The sequence below is a fragment of the Acinetobacter sp. ATCC 27244 genome (genome assembly GCF_000156555.1).
Lineage (GTDB): Bacteria > Pseudomonadota > Gammaproteobacteria > Pseudomonadales > Moraxellaceae > Acinetobacter > Acinetobacter haemolyticus.
The window spans coordinates 256403-275381 of record NZ_GG665949.1 but is presented as its reverse complement, the minus strand read 5'-3'; the positions used below and the strand labels follow the sequence as shown (position 1 = coordinate 275381).

At 39.4% G+C, this 18979-nt stretch carries 18 protein-coding genes and 1 tRNA gene; 10 read left to right on the top strand and 9 right to left on the bottom strand.

Features of this window, described 5'->3' with window-relative positions; translation table 11 throughout:
• Window positions 1-197: 197 nt before the first annotated feature.
• From trpD to HMPREF0023_RS01180, 6 genes are all read left to right on the top strand, one after another.
• Window positions 198-1247, top strand: coding sequence for an anthranilate phosphoribosyltransferase (gene trpD / locus HMPREF0023_RS01205; protein WP_005082005.1), 1050 nt, complete (start codon window positions 198-200; stop codon window positions 1245-1247).
• A gap of 9 nt (window positions 1248-1256) precedes the next feature.
• Entirely contained in the window at window positions 1257-2063 is an 807-nt protein-coding gene (gene trpC / locus HMPREF0023_RS01200; protein ID WP_005091020.1) for an indole-3-glycerol phosphate synthase TrpC, read from the top strand.
• A gap of 192 nt (window positions 2064-2255) precedes the next feature.
• Window positions 2256-2729 (top strand): GNAT family N-acetyltransferase, encoded by a 474-nt coding sequence (locus HMPREF0023_RS01195; protein WP_005091021.1) that lies wholly within the window; start codon window positions 2256-2258, stop codon window positions 2727-2729.
• A gap of 160 nt (window positions 2730-2889) precedes the next feature.
• The gene (locus HMPREF0023_RS01190) at window positions 2890-3579 is read left to right on the top strand and encodes a Smr/MutS family protein (RefSeq protein WP_026056331.1); all 690 of its coding nucleotides are present in this window, start codon (window positions 2890-2892) and stop codon (window positions 3577-3579) included.
• A 90-nt stretch (window positions 3580-3669) separates the two neighbouring features.
• Window positions 3670-4218 carry a GTP cyclohydrolase I FolE gene (folE, locus tag HMPREF0023_RS01185; protein WP_017394508.1) on the top strand — a complete coding sequence of 183 codons (549 nt, stop codon included), beginning with the start codon at window positions 3670-3672 and terminating at the stop codon, window positions 4216-4218.
• Window positions 4219-4232: 14 nt separating this feature from the next.
• Window positions 4233-4595 carry a cupin domain-containing protein gene (locus tag HMPREF0023_RS01180; protein ID WP_004638451.1) on the top strand — a complete coding sequence of 121 codons (363 nt, stop codon included), beginning with the start codon at window positions 4233-4235 and terminating at the stop codon, window positions 4593-4595.
• A 35-nt stretch (window positions 4596-4630) separates the two neighbouring features.
• On the opposite strand, the gene HMPREF0023_RS01175 is transcribed toward HMPREF0023_RS01180, so the two are convergent.
• From HMPREF0023_RS01175 to hemE, 4 genes are all read right to left on the bottom strand, one after another.
• Window positions 4631-6511, bottom strand: a complete 1881-nt coding sequence (locus tag HMPREF0023_RS01175) for a DUF4105 domain-containing protein (protein ID WP_005091029.1) — start codon at window positions 6509-6511, stop codon at window positions 4631-4633.
• A gap of 82 nt (window positions 6512-6593) precedes the next feature.
• The gene (locus HMPREF0023_RS01170; RefSeq protein ID WP_004638449.1) at window positions 6594-7064 is read right to left on the bottom strand and encodes a DUF3015 family protein; all 471 of its coding nucleotides are present in this window, start codon (window positions 7062-7064) and stop codon (window positions 6594-6596) included.
• A 189-nt stretch (window positions 7065-7253) separates the two neighbouring features.
• Window positions 7254-8018 (bottom strand): DUF817 family protein, encoded by a 765-nt coding sequence (locus HMPREF0023_RS01165; RefSeq protein WP_008940950.1) that lies wholly within the window; start codon window positions 8016-8018, stop codon window positions 7254-7256.
• Between the two features lie 85 nt (window positions 8019-8103).
• Entirely contained in the window at window positions 8104-9177 is a 1074-nt protein-coding gene (hemE, locus tag HMPREF0023_RS01160) for a uroporphyrinogen decarboxylase (RefSeq protein ID WP_005091031.1), read from the bottom strand.
• 197 nt (window positions 9178-9374) lie between these two features.
• Here hemE and HMPREF0023_RS01155 point away from each other — a divergent pair, with 197 nt between their 5' ends.
• On the top strand, window positions 9375-10613 hold the full coding sequence (locus HMPREF0023_RS01155) for a L,D-transpeptidase family protein (protein ID WP_004638446.1): 1239 nt from the start codon (window positions 9375-9377) through the stop codon (window positions 10611-10613).
• Window positions 10614-10669: 56 nt separating this feature from the next.
• Here HMPREF0023_RS01155 and HMPREF0023_RS01150 read toward each other — a convergent pair whose 3' ends face one another.
• Entirely contained in the window at window positions 10670-11947 is a 1278-nt protein-coding gene (locus tag HMPREF0023_RS01150; RefSeq protein WP_005091032.1) for a GGDEF domain-containing protein, read from the bottom strand.
• Window positions 11948-12109: 162 nt separating this feature from the next.
• Here HMPREF0023_RS01150 and pyrC point away from each other — a divergent pair, with 162 nt between their 5' ends.
• From pyrC to HMPREF0023_RS01135, 3 genes are all read left to right on the top strand, one after another.
• On the top strand, window positions 12110-13144 hold the full coding sequence (gene pyrC, locus HMPREF0023_RS01145) for a dihydroorotase (RefSeq protein WP_004638444.1): 1035 nt from the start codon (window positions 12110-12112) through the stop codon (window positions 13142-13144).
• Entirely contained in the window at window positions 13129-13791 is a 663-nt protein-coding gene (gene rnt, locus HMPREF0023_RS01140) for a ribonuclease T (RefSeq protein ID WP_004638443.1), read from the top strand. Before pyrC ends, rnt begins: the two co-directional genes overlap by 16 nt.
• 19 nt (window positions 13792-13810) lie before the next feature.
• A tRNA-Glu gene (locus HMPREF0023_RS01135) sits at window positions 13811-13886 on the top strand.
• An 83-nt stretch (window positions 13887-13969) separates the two neighbouring features.
• Here the strand turns inward: HMPREF0023_RS01135 and HMPREF0023_RS01130 are convergent.
• From HMPREF0023_RS01130 to HMPREF0023_RS01115, 4 genes are all read right to left on the bottom strand, one after another.
• Entirely contained in the window at window positions 13970-15214 is a 1245-nt protein-coding gene (locus HMPREF0023_RS01130) for an NADH:flavin oxidoreductase/NADH oxidase family protein (protein WP_005091034.1), read from the bottom strand.
• 114 nt (window positions 15215-15328) lie between these two features.
• The gene (locus tag HMPREF0023_RS01125) at window positions 15329-16921 is read right to left on the bottom strand and encodes an ABC transporter ATP-binding protein (RefSeq protein ID WP_005091035.1); all 1593 of its coding nucleotides are present in this window, start codon (window positions 16919-16921) and stop codon (window positions 15329-15331) included.
• Complete coding sequence (locus HMPREF0023_RS01120; RefSeq protein WP_005091037.1) at window positions 16899-17909, bottom strand: ABC transporter permease; 1011 nt, start codon at window positions 17907-17909, stop codon at window positions 16899-16901. The genes HMPREF0023_RS01125 and HMPREF0023_RS01120 overlap by 23 nt, the downstream gene beginning before the upstream one ends.
• Complete coding sequence (locus tag HMPREF0023_RS01115) at window positions 17909-18976, bottom strand: microcin C ABC transporter permease YejB (protein WP_004638439.1); 1068 nt, start codon at window positions 18974-18976, stop codon at window positions 17909-17911. Before HMPREF0023_RS01115 ends, HMPREF0023_RS01120 begins: the two co-directional genes overlap by 1 nt.
• Between the last annotated feature and the right edge of the window lie 3 nt (window positions 18977-18979).

The window sequence follows — 18979 nt, the reverse complement described above, 5'->3', positions numbered from 1 at the left end:
AATTATAACAACTAAACTAAAGTTTAGCAGCCATGCCGTTTTATGTCTGAACAAGTAAGTGAAATATCAACCTACCCTATAAAATCTAAACTATTTTCTGATAACATAACGCCTGACGTATGTAAGTCAGTAGTCATGAATACCGTCATTCACCACATTCCTTCAAAACATTAGAGCATGAATGCTATATCCAAATTATGAATATTCAACAGGCACTTAATCACATTACAAAAAATATCCATTTGACTCAAACACAAATGGAAGATGTCATGCGAAGTATCATGCAAGGCGAAGCAACCGATGCTCAGATTGGCGCATTGATGATGGGCCTACGTATGAAAGGTGAAAGCATTGATGAGATCACCGCAGCAGCACGGATCATGCGAGAGTTTGCAATCAAGATTGATGTGAGTGATATCCCTCATCTTGTGGATATTGTGGGAACAGGTGGAGACGGACAAAATTTATTTAATGTTTCTACAGCCTCAAGCTTTGTGATTGCCGCCGCTGGCGCAACGATTGCAAAGCATGGTAATCGTGGTGTTTCAAGTAAATCTGGATCATCGGATGTACTTGAAAAAATGGGCATTCAACTTGATTTAGACATGCAACAAACTGAACGCTGCATTCGTGAAATGGGTGTGGGTTTTCTGTTTGCACCGAATCACCATAAAGCCATGAAGTATGCTGTTGCACCACGTCGTGAGCTTGGGATTCGAAGCATTTTCAATTTACTCGGTCCGTTAACCAACCCTGCAGGCGTGAATCGATTCGTGATTGGCGTATTTTCAGATGAGCTTTGTCGCCCTATTGCGGAAGTTCTGAAACAACTCGGTGCTGTCCATGTATTGGTTGTACATTCAAGAGATGGCCTAGATGAAATCAGTCTCGCTGCGCCTACAGCCGTAGCTGAATTAAAAGATGGCGAAATCACAGAGTGGACACTCACCCCTGATGATGTTGGCATTCCATCACAAACACTGACAGGTTTAGTCGTCAGCAGTTCTGAAGAAAGCTTAAAATTGATTAAAGATGCTTTGGGTCGTGATAAATCTGAAATCGGTGAAAAAGCTGCAAATATGATCGCGCTGAATGCAGCCGCAGGCATATATGTTGCTGGTCTTACCAACACCTACAAACAAGCAGTTGAACTGGCTCAAGATATTCTTTACGGCGGTCAAGCCCTAGAAAAAATGAGTATTTTGGCTGAATTTACCAAAACATTGAAACAATATCAGGCAGACTAAGGATTTCTCATGATCGATATTCAAAATACCATTCTCGGTAAAATTGTTGACCGCAAACATGAGGAACTTGCTGCACGTTTAAAACAACGTAGCTTGCATGATGTTGAACAATGGGCAAAAGAAGCAACACCTGTTCGTGGTTTTGCCAAGGCTTTGCAGCATAAACGTCCTGCTGTGATTGCTGAAATTAAAAAAGCCTCTCCATCTAAAGGCATCATTCGTGCAGACTTTAATCCTGCTGAAATTGCTCAACAATATGAACAAGCAGGTGCAGCATGTCTCTCTGTTCTGACCGATGTAGATTTCTTCCAAGGTGCAGATGAAAATATTGCGATTGCACGCAACCACTGTGCCCTGCCTGCATTACGTAAAGATTTCTTGATTGATCCCTATAATGTCGTTGAAGCAAGAGCTTTACATGCCGATTGTATTTTATTAATCGTGGCATGTTTATCGGATCAACAGCTCGAGGAAATGTCAAAAACTGCATTTGAACATCAACTAGATGTATTGGTTGAAGTGCATGATGAAGCTGAACTCGAACGTGCGTTAAAGCTTTCTGAGCAATGTATTTTGGGTGTGAATAACCGTAATTTAAAAACTTTTGATGTGGATTTAAATACATCCTTGCGTTTGAAAAAATTACTACCTACTTCTCGTGTTTTGGTCACTGAGAGTGGAATTGCCACGCCTGCTGATGTTGAAATGATGCAAGCTAATGATATTCATACTTTCCTTGTTGGTGAAAGTTTTATGAAACAGCCTCGTCCTGATGTGGCATTTGGTGAATTGTTCGGGAAGCCTGAGCAAGTTTAAGTTTTAATGGTTCAGGGTAAAGATTCTTGCCCTGATCCTTAAACATTACACAACACAATGAATAGCAGTAAAGATAAACACTCATAATAAATAATATTTAACATTAAGTGATGATCCAAATAAATAAGAAGCTATCTTTTATTTTTAACACCTCATAATATCTTTTAAATTTAATATCTATAGGAGAAAATTTTGAGTATCCATTTTGAACGTTTAAACCATATTGACATCAAAGATATTATTGAAATAAACACGAATGAACGTGTGCTTGAACAAATGCCTTTAGCACAAGATATTGTTTTCGACCACCAACAATGCATTGCTTGGGTGAAGGCTAAAGAAAAGCATTGGGATGAATACGGTTATGGTATTTGGGCATTCTTGCTTGGCGATAATTTTGTTGGTTGGGGAGGACTACAGTTTGAAAATGGTGATCCAGATTTAGCTTTAGTTCTGCATCCACGATATTGGGGGCTTGGCAAGAAAATTTTCAAGCAAATTGTTAATATAGCCTTTAATGAATATAAATTTAACTCCATCACGATTTTGCTCCCACCTTCAAGAAATAAACTAAAAGCGATTTATTTATTAGGGTTCAAATTTGATGGTGAAGTCACAATAGATAATCAACTTTTTATCCGATATAGATTATATAAGCCCAACTGAATAAAGTAGACTACATACAATTAAGTCAATATTTTAACTTAGATTTTTGATTTTCTCTCAAATGTAATATTAACCTCCATGAATGTATTTAGTTCAAATTCCAGTAGATTCGGACTATAATTTTACACCTCTCTCGTATCTTGCATATTTCCATAAAATTATGAGTAAACATGATTCATCGCTTTCTAAAGATCAGTTTAATTTACTGAAAGCCTTTAAAAAGCAGATCTCAAATCCTCAATCCAGCAAACTTAGTCAACAAGCTGAGTCAAAAAAAGCTCAGGCGGTTGAAGAAGAATTGGAAGATACCGAGCTTTTTAAAAAAGCACTGTCGGGTGTAAAACCGATTGATAATGGCAATATCGCACAGCTTCGGACTAAACCTTCAAAGAAAGTAGATGCCCAAATTTTGGCAAAGCGCGCAGCAGCAGAAGGTGGTGCTGAGCAAGAACTTACTGAGATTTCGGATACTCAAGCGATTTTAAATCCTGTGGCAAGCCAAGCTGCTCTTAGTTATCGCATTGCGACACTACAGCACAAAGTATTTGAAGATTTAAAAGCAGGTAAAATTCGCTGGTTTGAAGCAGTGGATTTACACGGTTGTACCGTTGAACAAGCACGCGCAGCGGTTTTGCAAATCATTCAGATGGCTAAAGACGAAAATCAAAATGTCATCAAAATCGTACATGGAAAAGGCCCGGAAGCGATTTTAAAAACCTATGTAAACGGTTGGCTCAGACAACACCGTGATGTACTGGCATTTGTCAGCGCCCCTGAAAACCAAGGTGGTACTGGCGCAGTTTTAGTACTATTAAAACGTGCAGAAAAGAACCCAAAGTACAAACAATAATCGGTACTTAGATCAAAGTTAATTTTTCTAGCGGTTTTCTGATACAATTCCCGTTTTGTTCAACCCACCTAAGTGAACATTGTTATGTCTATGCAGCAATCGTACGCAAATATCTTAACTGCCGTTGGTGAAGATCTTACTCGCCCAGGTCTACAAGATACACCTATGCGTGCGGCTAAAGCTTTCTCATTTTTAACTTCTGGCTATAGCAAAACGCTTGCTGAAGTGACAAATAGTGCTGTCTTTCCATCCGATAACCATGAAATGGTATTGGTTAAAAATATCGAATTTTATTCACTTTGTGAGCATCACCTGCTTCCATTTTATGGGCGTGTGCATATTGCCTACTTGCCTGAAGGTCAGGTTCTCGGTTTATCAAAATTTGCACGTATTACTGAAATGTTTGCACGTCGTTTACAGATTCAGGAAAATTTAACTCAGCAAATTGCCGAAGCGGTTGCAGAAGTCACTCAAGCGCGTGGTGTAGCTGTAGTGATCGACTCAGCGCATATGTGCATGATGATGCGTGGTGTTGGCAAACAGGAGTCAACCACACGTACCGTTTCTTTTGTCGGTGATTTTAAAACAGACAAAGATGCACGTCGTGAATTTTTAAGTGCCGTTCCAGAAAGTTATTAAGCTGAGCATTAATCATGTCATCTCTTCACTTAGCAGGTTTTGGTGAATTATCTCAACCTGAAGCGAGTATTGATTACCCACGTCCCGATCGTCTGGTCACGGGAAATCCAAAACGCCTGACTTATAGTCTATATGAGCATCCTCATATGGATTGTGGAATTTGGCAGTGTGAGGTGGGAGCTTGGAATATCCAGTTTGCGGACAATAAACAAGAGTTCTTTCAAGTCATTGAAGGTGTCGTGCGAATCCACGATGCCAAAACAGCTTCATTTGTTGAAGTGACTGCTGGAAATGCAGGCATTATTCCTCCTGCATTTGTAGGTACATTTGAAGTGGTTGAAACAGTTAAAAAATACTATGTAATTGTTGAAGTGTAAGCATCCCTAAGGATCACACTTCAACAATTATCTTTTTAAAAGAAACGAATAAAAGCCATACCCAATTTATTCCAGTCTTTATGATCTTGTTGTTCATATTTCCAATTTAAGCGGATGGCGTTATTGGCATTTAAACTGTACTGAACTTGTGTTCCTACCCTCAGTCCCCATTGATTTTGATCTTCCCAGTACGGTAGCTCGACTTGCAATAGGCTATTGACTTGATTGGTCCACTGATTCATACACCCAAGTGTTGGCCCTACCCCTATCCGCCAACCTTTTTCAAGTGCTTTACCACCCTGTAAATGCCCTTGTACTTGTGCATAACACAAGTGTTTACGATCATCATCCGCTAAACTGTAGCCCACTTGCATATTTAAATTCATGACGCCATGTTGGGATTGATCTGTAAAATCACCTTGCTCAATCGCCTCTTGTTTCCAACCTAAATTAAAACCCCAAGTTAAAGGCGCTTTAAAGGGTTGAATTGGATTATATGAATTAACAGCGAGCAAATCTAAATGCTCAAGTTTAAGTTTATCCTCTCGATATTGCAGCGCACCATTTAGAAAAAGTAATTGAGTTCCTAAACGATAACCACCCGATGGATCAATTAAGTCGTGATAAGCTTGACGATGACCGAGCTCAATAAAGGTTTTGCCCTGCACCTCTCCAACGTTCACAGAAATATTTCGAGCATGATGTCCTTCAACAGGCTGGATCGAAGGTCTTTGTGGTTCTTGACGTTGCTTATCTATCTGAATCTGACTACGCTTTGCGAGTAACTGGCGCAAATGTATAGGTGCAAAATCAGCATCGGCTTTATGACTAATATATTTTAGATATAAATCATCATAAGCCATTTCAAGAATTTTGGCTTGATCGCGCATTTCATAAGGTTGCAAAATTTCAGACACTTGCTCTATCGGTGTGAATGCAACTTTGTGAGCAACTTTTGCCAAACTGTTTCCATGTTGTTTTGCTTGAGACAATAACTGTGTTTCTAATGCTGGACGATAAACAACTTCTTTTACTAATTTCTGCTGATCGACCGCTTTAAGTGTCTCAATTGGAATCGCTGCATAATTAAATTGAGCTTTTAGATTAAGATTTGGGCGGACTAAGTCAATTAGCCCGAGTAAACGATAGGCACAGTTATCACTCACAAAATAGTAAGGGAAACTTACATGTTGCATTTCCCAAATATGCTCAACTAAGAATCGTGTTTCTTCTGGTGTCAAATTGAGCTCATATTCCCATAAATCACGACTTTCAAAATCACCATATTCTTTTACTTTACGGTAATATGGCATCAAAGAATATTCGCCGGGATATTGACCAGTTAGACCCTTCCATGCATAAGACCAATTGTCTTGATTATTTACCGTTGCTGCATAATTAATTGCATAAGAGACTAAGTTTAATTGTTGTTGATCTTTGGGATCTAAACGCAATAAGGTGTGTCCAAACATAGAGCTCGGATTCCCCATAAAATCAGTTGCATAGATCAAGGTTGCTTTATGAGGATTAATTTGATTGATCCATTCATCGAATTCAGGACAATTCACCGCTGGAAGCTGTTTTGAGTCGATGTTTAACTGTTGTATCAACCAACGACTTCGTGCAGGAAATTTACAACGAATGGATTGATTATCATCAGATGCTATAAATAAGGCCTGAATATCTGCTTTCAATTCATTGAGTAAGTTTATCTGTCCATCATTGGCATAAAAATATCCTGTATATGTGACTTCGCTTTTTTTGGCCTGCTCAGCATACATTAAACGCTGCCACGTAATATGTTGGTCTAATTTTTTCTGTTCAGCAAGTTGCTGGTAATTATTGATATTTGGCTCAATCGCGGCATGTGCAATATGAGATAAAAAAACAGTAATCGCAAAAGTTAAAAATTTCATTCAGCAACAAATATTTTAAATATAATTCAGATTAGGTATAAGAAAACCCTGTCACAGGGACAGGGTTTTTAAATGCGATAGATTAAACGTAAGCTTTTAATACATCATCATTTGACATTACGTTTTGTAAAGAATCCAAAACTTGGAGTGTGTTTTGGTTTTTGCTTGAATAAATCTCAGCAAAGTTTGCTTTAGAAACTGCAAAGAAACGTGCTTTGTCTTCAGATTTAATTTGCATAAGTTCAGCAAGGACATTTAAGCTTTCGCCTTGACCAACTGCCATATCACGCGCCAAAGATTCAGAGTTTTCATTGGTGAACTGAACCACTTGTGCAGTCACTGTTCCACCTTGACGGCAGCCCAATGTACCAAAAGTAATACCGAGTAATTGGTTAGTAAAAATACCGTTGGTCGTTGCAGCAAGGATTTTAGGACCCACACCTTTTTTACCTGCCCATACTTGTGTACCAACACCACAACCTACATCATTATCAGCCATTGCGACAGTTGAACCAGCAGCGAGTAATGCAGCTAATGCAATTTTTTTTAACATCGGAAAAGTCTCCAGTATCAATTATTCTTTAGTATTTGTTATTACTAATGTGCTGTGACATCTCACAGACACAGATTAAAATAGCGAGGTTCAGGTTTTTTAGCAAATAAAATTTTTAATATTACTGAAATATTAATAAATCAACGTTTGAATATCTATATTATCCATTATACAAACTGAAAAAATGTATTAATGTAATTTCCAAACTCCTTTTCGATCACGAACACCTAATATTTTAAGTACAAGTACTAAACTCAATAACAATAATAGATACCAAGAGCCTAATTTACCCCATCCAACCATATGCCAAGCATCGACTTGACTTGGATATAGCCAAATTTTGTAAAAGGTACTGATATTTTCAGCAACCCAAATGATAAATGCGAGCAATAATAAAATTGGCAACATCGGGACATTGAAACGGTGTTGCTTTAGTTGGAAATATATTTTCGTTTTCCAAAAGATAATCACACTCCAAATAAACAGCCCTATACGAATATCTGGAATGAAAAATTTTGTCATAAAGTTGAGATAAGACAAGACTGCCAATAACAACATATTGCTAAAAGTGGGCAGGTTTTCAAAAGAAACTTGATAAAGTCGTAAAGAACGTGCAAAGAAACTTCCCACGGCTGAATACATAAAGCCAGCAAATAAAGGAACTGTCAGTAATTTAAATACTGCAGGCTGTGGATACTGCCAAGAAGCAATTGCAGGGTGCGTAAGAAATATTTCCATCCCCATTGCAAGGATATGAAATAAAGCAATCACTTTTGCTTCTGCCCATGATTCCAACTTTAAATAGATCAAACAAACTTGGATAATCAATGCATAAAATAACAAATAGTCATAACGAAAAAAGCCATAATATTCATGGCTTCCCATCGGTGCTGTGACTGCGAAAGCAATTAAAAGTAATATACCAAATAAGGCAGCAGAAGCTGCCTTAGTCATGAAATCGAGTGAGATTAAAAATAACGGCACAAAATAAACCTTTCAAAAATGATTAGGATTTGATGGCATTTCAGCCTCTAATCATTTAACCCAAATATTTCGCACTGTATTCATGCACTGTATCAACAAAAATCTTGGGTTGAGCAGGATCAACCCACTGTGTGATTCCATGACCTAGATTTGCAATATAGCCTGTCTTTTCACCATTTTGATATGCATCATCAAGCATCGCTTTAACAGATTTCTCAATAGAAGCAGCAGAGCCATAAAGTACCGCAGGATCTAAGTTTCCTTGCAAGGCTGCACGACCAGCAACAACATCACGAGCTGTATACAACGGTGTTGTCCAGTCAAGACCAAAAGCATCAGCACCTGTCGTTAACATAGTTTCCAGCCATTGTCCCCCACCTTTGGTGAAAACGATAATTGGAATACGACGTCCATCTTTTTCACGTTGAAGCCCAGCAATAATCTTGGTCATATAATTCAATGAAAATTCAACATACTCACGATGCGCAAGTGCGCCACCCCAACTATCAAAAATTTGGATTGCCTGAGCACCCGCATCAATTTGTGCATTTAAATAATCAATGACTGAATCTGCAAGGTGATCAAGCAATGCATGTAGCACTTCAGGTTGTGCGTACATCATTTGCTTGGTAAAACGAAATTCTTTACTCGATCCACCTTCAATCATGTAGGTTGCCAAAGTCCATGGACTACCAGAAAAACCAATCAATGGTACTTGTCCATTTAAAGCAGATCGAATTGTTGAGACAGCATTCATTACATAAGCAAGATCAGACTTTGCATTTAATTTAGGTAAATTCGCGACATCTTGTTCAGTACGCACTGTTTTATGAAACTTCGGACCTTCACCTGTTTCAAAATATAAGCCTAAACCCAAAGCATCTGGTACAGTTAAAATATCTGAAAATAAAATTGCAGCATCAAGTGCATAACGGCGTAAAGGCTGTAATGTCACTTCACAAGCAAAATCCGTATTTTTACATAAAGAAAGAAAATCCCCTGCCTCTGCACGAGTTTCTCGATATTCTGGCAAATAACGCCCTGCTTGACGCATCATCCATACTGGCGTGGTGTCTACAGGTTCACGTAGCAAAGCTCGTAAGAAACGATCATTTTTCAACGTTGTCATTACCAATCTCTATAATCTTTCATGTGAAAGGCATGATAACAAAAATCACCTAAGATATATAACCACGTATACCGTTGATCCATTTTGATGACGAAAAAATTGTCTGGTCACAAAATTGCTACTGCAAGCTTGAGTATTTTCTGTAATACTTGCAAAGTCTTATATCTCAATATGAATAATTCTTAAGGTTGAATTACATGTTTGTTCGCTCATTACTCGCTATGAGTTTAAGTTGTATTCTTGCTAATGTTGCTTTTGCTGCGCCAACAACTGAGCAACCATTAAAACCGCAAAAAATTTCCGCAGTCCAAGATCCGATTGATCCTTTGGCAATTGATTATACCGCATCAAGCAGTAGTGCTGTTTCTTCTGCTGCATCTGAGCCACAGCTTAGCCCAAATCCAGCAGCCAATGTTGCTCAAACAATAGAAAACACGCCTGAAGTACCTGTAACAGCTGCACCAGCACGCGAAGCTACGCTAGACACAGCGACAACAGCGACTAAAACACCATCTCAAGCGCCTGAAGTTCCTGCATCTTGGACTATGGATGCAATTAATTCGGCTGAATGGTATGAAGACATGCCTAGACGCCAGTTACCTGTGTATGCGCGTGCTCATGTTATGTTGAATAACGCACATGCTTCACCAGGTGCAATCGATGGTTCGAATGGTCAAAACACGTTAAAAGCAATTGCATCATTTCAACAGATGAATGGTTTAACACCTACAGGACAACTCACCAAAGAAACGTGGGATGCCTTAGTAGCGAAACAAACTAAACCTGCTTATGTTGAATATACAATTACAGAAGCGGACCTCAAAGGTCCCTATGCTGAATCAATTCCAACAGACTATGCCTTACAAGCGAAAATGAAAGGATTGTATTACACCCGCGTAACTGAAATGTTAGGTGAAAAGTTCCATATGGATGAGCGTTTTCTAAGACAGCTTAATCCTAGAGCAAACTTTAACAAGGTGGGTGAAAAAATTGTTGTAGCCAATGTCCGTAATGATTTACCTGAAGATATTCATTTAATCGTTGCACACAAAGGTGCAAAACAACTGTATTTATTTAACAGTCGCAATCAAATGATCGCTTCGTTTCCTGCAACAATTGGCAGTACAAGCACTCCTTCTCCAACAGGTACTTACAAAGTAACTGGTGTTGCTAAAAACCCATGGTATAGCTACTCACCATCTAACTTTGTCCAAGGTAAAAACCTTAAACCATTGTCACTGCCACCGGGTCCAAATGGCCCTGTAGGTAACATTTGGATTGGTCTGAGCAAAAAATCATTCGGCATCCACGGTACTCCAAATCCATCAATGATCTCTAAAAATGCTTCACATGGTTGTATTCGTCTAACCAACTGGGACGCAAATGATCTTGGTAATAAAGTACGTGCTGGTGTAACAGTTCGCTTCTTAGAATAATTTGTATCATCCAAAAATATTAAAAAAACCGAATATCAACACTGATATTCGGTTTTTTATTTTTGTAGATGCTCTTGAAGATTAGGTAAAGGCTGATAATAAATCTGATTACGTCCCAATTGCTTTGCTCTATAGAGTGCTTTATCTGCCGTATCAATGAGCAGCTCTTGGCTAATCGCTCGATTACCGTTGAATACGGTGATACCTAAACTGATCGTCACATGATTAGATACCAAGGACTTTGCATGTGGAATCATCAACCGATCAATTGCACGATAAATATTTGTAGCTACAGCATATGCACCTTGTGCAGGTGTTTCAGGTAAAAGTACCACAAACTCCTCCCCACCATAACGTGCAATAAAATCCATATGTCGAATGGAACCTTTGATTGTCTTGGCAATCTCAGAGATCGCATGATCGCCCATTTGATGTCCATAAAAATCGTTATAGTTTTTAAAATAATCAATATCAATAAATAACACAGCCAGTGGTTTTTGTTCTTGGCATGCTAAGTCATAATAATATATACACATCTCTTCAAAAGTACGGCGATTGGAAACATTGGTTAGATCGTCATGTTGGCTTAAATGTAAAAGTTCTGAAGCCTGCAAGCGTAATATTTTCTCATCAATCTCAGAAATTTTTGATTTTATAAAAATCCGACGCTCTTTCGAAGTCAACATCACGCTAATCGAAAACCCCAACAAAATACTGCCAATAAAGGTTCGACCAATCATCAATAAATCATAAGAAACATCAAATAAATAGAGGAAAAATAGAATAACGATTGCCGCACAAGTTCCTATGATCAGCATATGTAATGGTTTAATACCGCTAAGAATAAAACCAAGCATATACAGAAAAGCAATCAACACCATTGCCTGATTTTGAAGTACGACATTGGATACACTCATCATCAAAATAGATGTAAAAACAATTGTACAAAAAACCAGTGTGCAGACTGCTGGATAAAATAGGCGGCTAAACTTTCTGAATCGAGCGAATGCCCAAAATAGAAATAAAGCCAAACCAACGACAATCAAACTGAGTATGCTATATACAAAGTCTGAGAGAAAATCTTCAGTGCCTTGGATGACGATATAGTTAGACGGTAAAATCAGCAGAACAAAAATCGTATAAGTAATTACGCCCTGACCAAAAAACTGAATGGCGTTGATACGTGTCCGCTCAAGATTAAACTTCCAAAAATCATGTTCTAATTTTGGAGGTAAAGCATGATGTGTCCGTCCTGATTTAAAATGCTGAGCAACAAGCTGTTCAAGTGCTTCTTTGGACCTCCTTAACTGCTCAAGATCATATTGATTTTCCATCCTTTTTACTCTTCTTATAATTCGGCATCCTTATGCCGCATAAAAATAACACAAATTCTCATTTTGTCATGAACTTTACTTAACCACTTATCCGTAATTGTAGTTACCATTTTCACACTTTATGCATTATTATTTGTATTATTTTTAAGTTTGAAGTGCACCTTGAATACACTTACTCTTTTACAACCCGATGATTGGCACGCACACCTGCGTGATGGTTTAGCTTTAAAACGTACAGTTCCTGATTTAGCAAAACAATTTGCCCGCGTAATTTGTATGCCAAATTTGGTTCCACCTGTCAAAACTGTGGATGAAGCTTTAGCGTATCGTGAGCGTATTCTTGCCCATGTTCCAGAAGGTCTTCATTTTGATCCACGTATGGTGCTGTATTTTACTGATCACACCTCTCCTGATGAAGTTCGAAAAATCAAAGCATCTGATCATGTCAATGCCATCAAACTTTATCCTGCTGGGGCAACAACAAACTCCGATAGTGGTGTAAGTGACATTCGCAAAGTTTATGCGGTGATTGAACAGCTTGAAGAGCATCAAGTTCCATTGTTATTACATGGTGAAGTAACTCACAACCATGTTGATATCTTTGATCGTGAAAAAAGATTTTTAGACGAAATTCTCTCACCACTACTCAAACAATTTCCAAAACTTAAAATCGTACTTGAACATATCACAACCAGCGATGCAGCAAATTTTGTTCTTGAACAAGATCGTAATGTTGCCGCAACGATTACTCCCCAACATCTATTGTTTAACCGTAATGATATGTTGGTAGGAGGCGTGAAACCGCATTTTTATTGCTTACCAATTTTAAAACGTCAAACACACCAAACAACTTTATTGGAAGTGGCAACGAGCGGCAGTCCGAAATTCTTCTTAGGTACAGATAGTGCTCCACATGCACAAAATGCTAAAGAGAATGCATGTGGCTGTGCAGGTTGCTATAGCGCACCAAATGCGATTGAACTATATGCTCAAGCTTTTGATCAAGTAGGCAAGTTAGAACGTTTAGAAGGCTTCGCCAGCATATTTGGTGCTGACTTCTACGGTTTACCACGTAATACGTCAACCATTACCTTGGTCAAAGAAGAACACACCGTCGCTGAGTCTTTTGATTACCTAGAAGACCAAAAAATTATTCCACTTCATGCAGGCAAAACACTGCAATGGAGAAAAGTGTGACAGAAGAAAACAAAGCTCCCGTAATTGGTCAGCGTTTTCGTGGTTTTTTACCTGTTGTTGTTGATGTAGAAACAGCAGGTTTCAACTGCCAAACTGATGCCCTACTTGAAATCGCCTGTATTCCAATTGTCTATGATGAACATGGACAATTTGTACCGGGTCCCTCATTTCAGGCGCATATCAACCCTTTTGAAGGGGCTAATCTAGACCGTCGCTCACTCGACTTTATTGGTATTGACCCATTTAACCCTATGCGCGTTGCAATGGCTGAAGATGAGCGTTCAGCATTACGCCGTATTTTCAAATCACTCAATGAAATACGAAAAGCGCAACATTGCACACATGCGGTATTGGTTGGTCATAATGCTCACTTTGATCTTGGTTTCCTACAAGCCGCGATTGCGCGTTCTGGCACTAAAAATCAGAATCCATTTCATAGCTTTTCAGTCTTTGATACGGTGACACTGAGTGCGGTCATGTTTGGTCAAACAGTTTTAGCAAGAGCATGTATTCAAGCGGGTATTGAGTTTGATGGTAAAGAAGCACACTCTGCTCTGTACGATACTCAAAAGACGGCTGAACTGTTTTGCTATATTTTGAACAAACTGTCTCCTCACCTTCTTGACAGTTTGGTGACAGAACCCTAATATACACCCACCTCAAGAAGTCCCTATCGTCTAGAGGCCTAGGACATCGCCCTTTCACGGCGGTAACCGGGGTTCGAATCCCCGTAGGGACGCCAAATTCAAAAAAGCCACTGCATCATACCGACAGTGGCTTTTTTATTTATAAAAAATTAAAAAGGACTCCGAAGAGTCCCAAATACTATGCTGATTTTCGAGAATTCACGCGCCCTTTGACCACCGCTTTAATATTCCCTTTTGCATAATTTAAGAATACCAGTAATGGTGATAATTTAGGATTTGGTTTTTTGCCCTGTCCAATCGCTTTGAACTGTGCTGCATACCAAATGATTTCCATAATTGCCATTTTATCGACAAAAGGAATACCCGTTTTAATTTGATTTACGGCGTAGCGCACGTCATGCCCTGCGATCAAACGATCAGTTAAATCTGTTTCAACGGCCAGTGGACGAGCAATACCAATAAAGTCACATGCACCACTTTCAAGCGCAGCATTCATCCCTTCTACAGTGCGGAAACCACCAGTAACCATCAACTTACAAGACACGTGCTGACGTATTTTCTCAGCAAACTCCAAGAAATAAGCTTCACGTGCAATCGTGCTTGCTTTTCGTTTCTCTGCTTTCGCACCTGCCATCGCTGGCGCTTCATAAGTACCACCTGAAATTTCAATGATATCAATGCCAGCGGCATCAATAGACTTAAATACATTGATCACATCTTCTTCGGTGATTCCTCCACGCTGGAAATCGGCAGAGTTGAGTTTTACAGAAATAATAAAATCATCAGATGTCGCTGCACGAACAGCTTTATAAATCTCTAACAAGAAACGCATACGATTCTCGATAGAACCACCCCACTCGTCAGTACGCTTGTTGGTCAGTGGTGATAAAAATTGACTGATCAAATAGCCATGAGCACCATGTAACTGCACGCCTTCAAAACCAGCTTTCTCACAGATTGCAGCAGCTGTTGCAAAGCGTTGAATAATATCTAAGATTTCGTCATGTCTGAGTTCACGAGGCGTACCAAACATTGTGGCTAACATTGGACTAAAAGGAACAGCTGATGGCGCAACAGTTTCTTTATTTAATCCCTTAGGACATTGACGACCTGGATGAGACAATTGGATCAATTGCACCATACCGTATTTTTTACCTACCGCAGCCCATTGCTGTAATTTAGCCAAATCGCGTTCGGTTTCGATAGCAACAACACCAGGTTCATTCTTTGCAGCAATGTTGACCATGACATTGCCCGTAATCGCACAACCCAAACCACCTTTCGCCCATGCCTCATACAAACCAATATGCAACTCATTCGGCTGTCCATCATGGTTGGCTAATGCTTCACTCATCGCCCCTTTGATGATGCGATTTTTAAATGTCGTATTACGAATCTTAATACTGTCTGCGATCTGACTCATGGTCATCCTCTGCTATCCCAATTAGGGCTTATACCCTAACTTCATCTAATTATTCATGTGGTCAAATAACCTTCCTATAATTTGACAATACCATATGTCAATTTAATTACAAGACTAGTACTGACTTGCGGCAATCAACTGACGGGTATATTCAGTTTGAGGTTGTGAAAAAAGTAGCTCAGTAGTTTGATATTCCAAAAGTTTTGCGTGTCTTAGCACCATCACCTTTTGGCAAATCGCTTTGATGACTTGTAAGTCATGACTGATAAAAATATAACTAATTTGCTCTTGTTGTTGCAGTCGTCTCAACAACTTTACAATCGCCCGCTGTGTTGTGCGATCCAATGCTGAAGTCGGCTCATCCAAGATCATCAATTTCGGCTGTAAAACTAGAGCGCGTGCCAAAGCAACGCGTTGCCGTTGCCCACCAGAAAGCTCATGCGGATATCGACTTTTAAAGTCTATCGGCAATTCCACTTTTTCCAACGTCTTTTCAATCTGTTGATCTACCAGTGCTTGATCCAATACTTTCAGTGCCAATCCTTCACCAATAATCTGCCCGATCGTCATACGTGGGTTCAAACTGCTAAATGGATCTTGAAACACAATCTGAAAATCTGCTCGCAAAGGGCGCAATCTTTTTTCATTCAGTTGATTCAAATCCTGCCCCAAGAAAACAATTTGCCCATCACTTTCAATCAAACGGGTAATTGCTAAGGCCAAAGTCGATTTCCCTGATCCACTTTCTCCTACAACGCCTAGAGACTCTCCTTGCTCTAACCTCAAACTCAATGGCTCAACTGCGGTAAAATAATCTTTTACGCGATTCAGCAGCCCTTGTTTAATTGGAAATCTTACGGCTAATTGTTCTAATTGAAGAATAACCTGTCCCTCTACATATGGGATGGCTTGGCCAAAATCATGATCCAATAAATGTTGTGTATAATTCGCTTGAGGTCGGGTAAAAATTTCCGTGATCGCACCCTGCTCTTCTACTTTTCCCTTATTCATGACAATGACATGATCTGCATAGCGCTTAACAAGATTCAAGTCGTGACTGATCAGAATCATTGCCATATTACGTTGTTGCTGTAACTGTTTAAGCAAGTTTAAAATCTGTGTTTGTAAAGTTACATCCAGTGCTGTTGTCGGCTCATCGGCGATCAGAATGTCTGGCTCAAGTGCCAATGCCATAGCAATCATCACGCGCTGTCTTTGCCCACCAGACAACTCATGGGGATAACGACGTAATTTTTGTTCAGGTTCGGGTATGCCCACATCATTTAATAAGGCAATGACCTTTTCTCTTACTTTTGTTTTTGGCCACCCCTGTAACGATAATGTTTCACCAATGATTTTCTCAACACGATGTAAAGGATTTAAAGCAGTCATTGGTTCTTGGAAAATCATGGCAATTTTTTGCCCACGAATTTGACGTAATGCGATTGAATCTAAAGCCAATAAGTCCTGATCGTTCAGACATGCTTGACCCTGAATATTTAAATGGCTCGGTAACAATCCGAGCAAGGCCAAACTGCTAACTGATTTCCCTGAACCACTCTCACCAACGATTGCGACTGTTTCACCCGCAGCTAAATCGAAACTCAATTGATCAACTAAAACTTGGCCTGTCTCTGTCGTAACAGTTAATTGTTTAACATTGAGTACATGATCTTTTTTTAAATCATTGTCTTGGATCGAATGCATCACGTGTTGCCTCCCCAATATAAATCAATAATGACAACACAATTGCGAGGGTAAAAAAGCCCGACAATGCCAACCAAGGTGCGTTTAAATTATTTTTCCCTTGTAGTAATAATTCACCAAGTGAAGCTGCATCTGGTGGCAAACCATAACCTAAAAAATCCAGTGCAGTTAATGCTGTAATATTCGCTGTCAACATAAATGGTAATTGCGACAAGCTTGAACTCATGGCATTCGGTAAAATATGTCGAAAAATAATTGTACGATCCCTAACGCCCAATGCTCGGGCAGCGCGCACATAATCAAAATTTCGCGCGCGTAAAAACTCTGCACGAACCAACCCCACTAAAGCTGTCCAGCCGAATAACAGCATAATCAGAAATAGCCAATATACATTGGGTGTAAACATACTCACGAGGATCATCACCATAAATAACATTGGCAATCCACCCCACACCTCAAGAATACGCTGTCCAAGCAAGTCGACCCAACCACCATAATAGCCCTGAACCGCTCCCACAATGATGCCTAAAACTGCGGCACAAATTGTCAAAGCAAAACCAAATAACAACGACACCCTCAAACCATACAGCACTCGCGCCAACACATCGCGCCCTTGATCATCCGTACCCAGCCAGTTTTGTGCTGTGGGTTTAGACGGGACAGGCACTGTCAATTCCAAATTTGGACTTTGGTATGAAAATGGAACAATCGGTGAAATCATCCAGCCATGTGCAGAGATTAACTCACGTACAGCAGGGTCTTGATAATCCGTTGCAGTCTCAAATACCCCACCATAAGTCGTCTCAGGGTAGTCTTTAAAAACAGGGAAATAAAAGCTATCTTGATATTTCACCAATAACGGCTTGTCATTGGCAATAAACTCTGCGGCCAGAGATAATATAAAAATAATGGTAAAAAGAATAAAACATCGGAAACCCAATTTATTTTTTTTAAAACGCGTTAAACGGCTTTTCATCACTGGTGACATTATTTGACTCCTCGTGAATCAAAGTTAATTCGAGGATCAATCACCTGATACAACACATCACTGATCAAACGTAAAATTAAACCAAGCAAGGTAAATAAAAATAACGTACCAAAAATCACAGGGTAATCACGCTGGACAATGGCCTCAAACCCCAATAGCCCCAGTCCATCTAAGTTAAAAATAATCTCGATGAATAAATTACCCACAAAGAAAATCCCCACCAATGCTTCAGGTAATCCTGCAATCACGATCAGCATGGCATTACGAAAAACATGTCCATATAACACGCGGTTTTCAGTCAATCCTTTTGAACGTGCTGCCAGTACGTATTGCTTATTTAATTCTTCCATAAAGGAATATTTTGTAAGGTAGGTTAAACCTGCGAATCCACCCAATACGATACTCAATAGTGGCAAGCTCATGTGCCAGAAGTAATCTTTAATTTTATCGAGCATGCTCAGTTGAGCGAAGTTTTCAGATACCAGCCCTTGTAGCGGGAACCACTGAAAATAACTCCCACCCGCAAAGAATACAATGAGCAATACCGCAAAGACAAAAGATGGAACAGCATAACCCACTGCCAATAACAACGAGGTCGATTTATCAAAGATTAAGCCATGCTGTTTGGCCTTGCGTATGCCAAGAGGTATAGACACTAGATAAATTAACAGCGTACTCCATAAACCCAACGAAATCGTCACAGGCATTTTTTCATAGAGCAATTGAGTAACAGGTTTATCTTTAAAGAAACTTGTCCCAAAATCAAAAGAAAGATAGCCCTTAAGCATCAACCAGAAGCGTTCTGGTGCAGACTTATCAAAGCCATACTGAGCTTTAATCTGCTCAACCATTTCTGCACTTAAGCCACGCGCACCTTGATACTGTGTCTGAGAACTTTGTGCAGTTTCCCCTCCAGATAAACCCACTCCCTGAAAACTTTGTGCCTGTTGGATTGCTTGTTCGACAGGTCCACCGGGTGCAATTTGGATCACTGCAAAATTAATCAACAAAATAAAAAACAAAGTTGGAATAATCAGTAATAGCCGTTTTAATATATATGTTCTCATCAA

Excerpts from the sequence above, each read along its gene's own strand:
- HMPREF0023_RS01130 (WP_005091034.1), bottom strand. The coding sequence starts at position 15,214 with ATGAGTCAGATCGCAGACAGTATTAAGATTCGTAATACGACATTTAAA.
- HMPREF0023_RS01190 (WP_026056331.1), top strand. The coding sequence starts at position 2,890 with ATGAGTAAACATGATTCATCGCTTTCTAAAGATCAGTTTAATTTACTG.
- hemE (WP_005091031.1), bottom strand. The coding sequence starts at position 9,177 with ATGACAACGTTGAAAAATGATCGTTTCTTACGAGCTTTGCTACGTGAA.
- trpC (WP_005091020.1), top strand. The coding sequence starts at position 1,257 with ATGATCGATATTCAAAATACCATTCTCGGTAAAATTGTTGACCGCAAA.
- folE (WP_017394508.1), top strand. The coding sequence starts at position 3,670 with ATGCAGCAATCGTACGCAAATATCTTAACTGCCGTTGGTGAAGATCTT.
- HMPREF0023_RS01165 (WP_008940950.1), bottom strand. The coding sequence starts at position 8,018 with ATGACTAAGGCAGCTTCTGCTGCCTTATTTGGTATATTACTTTTAATT.
- HMPREF0023_RS01125 (WP_005091035.1), bottom strand. The coding sequence starts at position 16,921 with ATGCATTCGATCCAAGACAATGATTTAAAAAAAGATCATGTACTCAAT.
- rnt (WP_004638443.1), top strand. The coding sequence starts at position 13,129 with ATGGAGAAAAGTGTGACAGAAGAAAACAAAGCTCCCGTAATTGGTCAG.
- HMPREF0023_RS01175 (WP_005091029.1), bottom strand. The coding sequence starts at position 6,511 with ATGAAATTTTTAACTTTTGCGATTACTGTTTTTTTATCTCATATTGCA.
- HMPREF0023_RS01180 (WP_004638451.1), top strand. The coding sequence starts at position 4,233 with ATGTCATCTCTTCACTTAGCAGGTTTTGGTGAATTATCTCAACCTGAA.
- HMPREF0023_RS01115 (WP_004638439.1), bottom strand. The coding sequence starts at position 18,976 with ATGAGAACATATATATTAAAACGGCTATTACTGATTATTCCAACTTTG.
- HMPREF0023_RS01155 (WP_004638446.1), top strand. The coding sequence starts at position 9,375 with ATGTTTGTTCGCTCATTACTCGCTATGAGTTTAAGTTGTATTCTTGCT.
- trpD (WP_005082005.1), top strand. The coding sequence starts at position 198 with ATGAATATTCAACAGGCACTTAATCACATTACAAAAAATATCCATTTG.
- HMPREF0023_RS01170 (WP_004638449.1), bottom strand. The coding sequence starts at position 7,064 with ATGTTAAAAAAAATTGCATTAGCTGCATTACTCGCTGCTGGTTCAACT.
- HMPREF0023_RS01150 (WP_005091032.1), bottom strand. The coding sequence starts at position 11,947 with ATGGAAAATCAATATGATCTTGAGCAGTTAAGGAGGTCCAAAGAAGCA.
- HMPREF0023_RS01120 (WP_005091037.1), bottom strand. The coding sequence starts at position 17,909 with ATGTCACCAGTGATGAAAAGCCGTTTAACGCGTTTTAAAAAAAATAAA.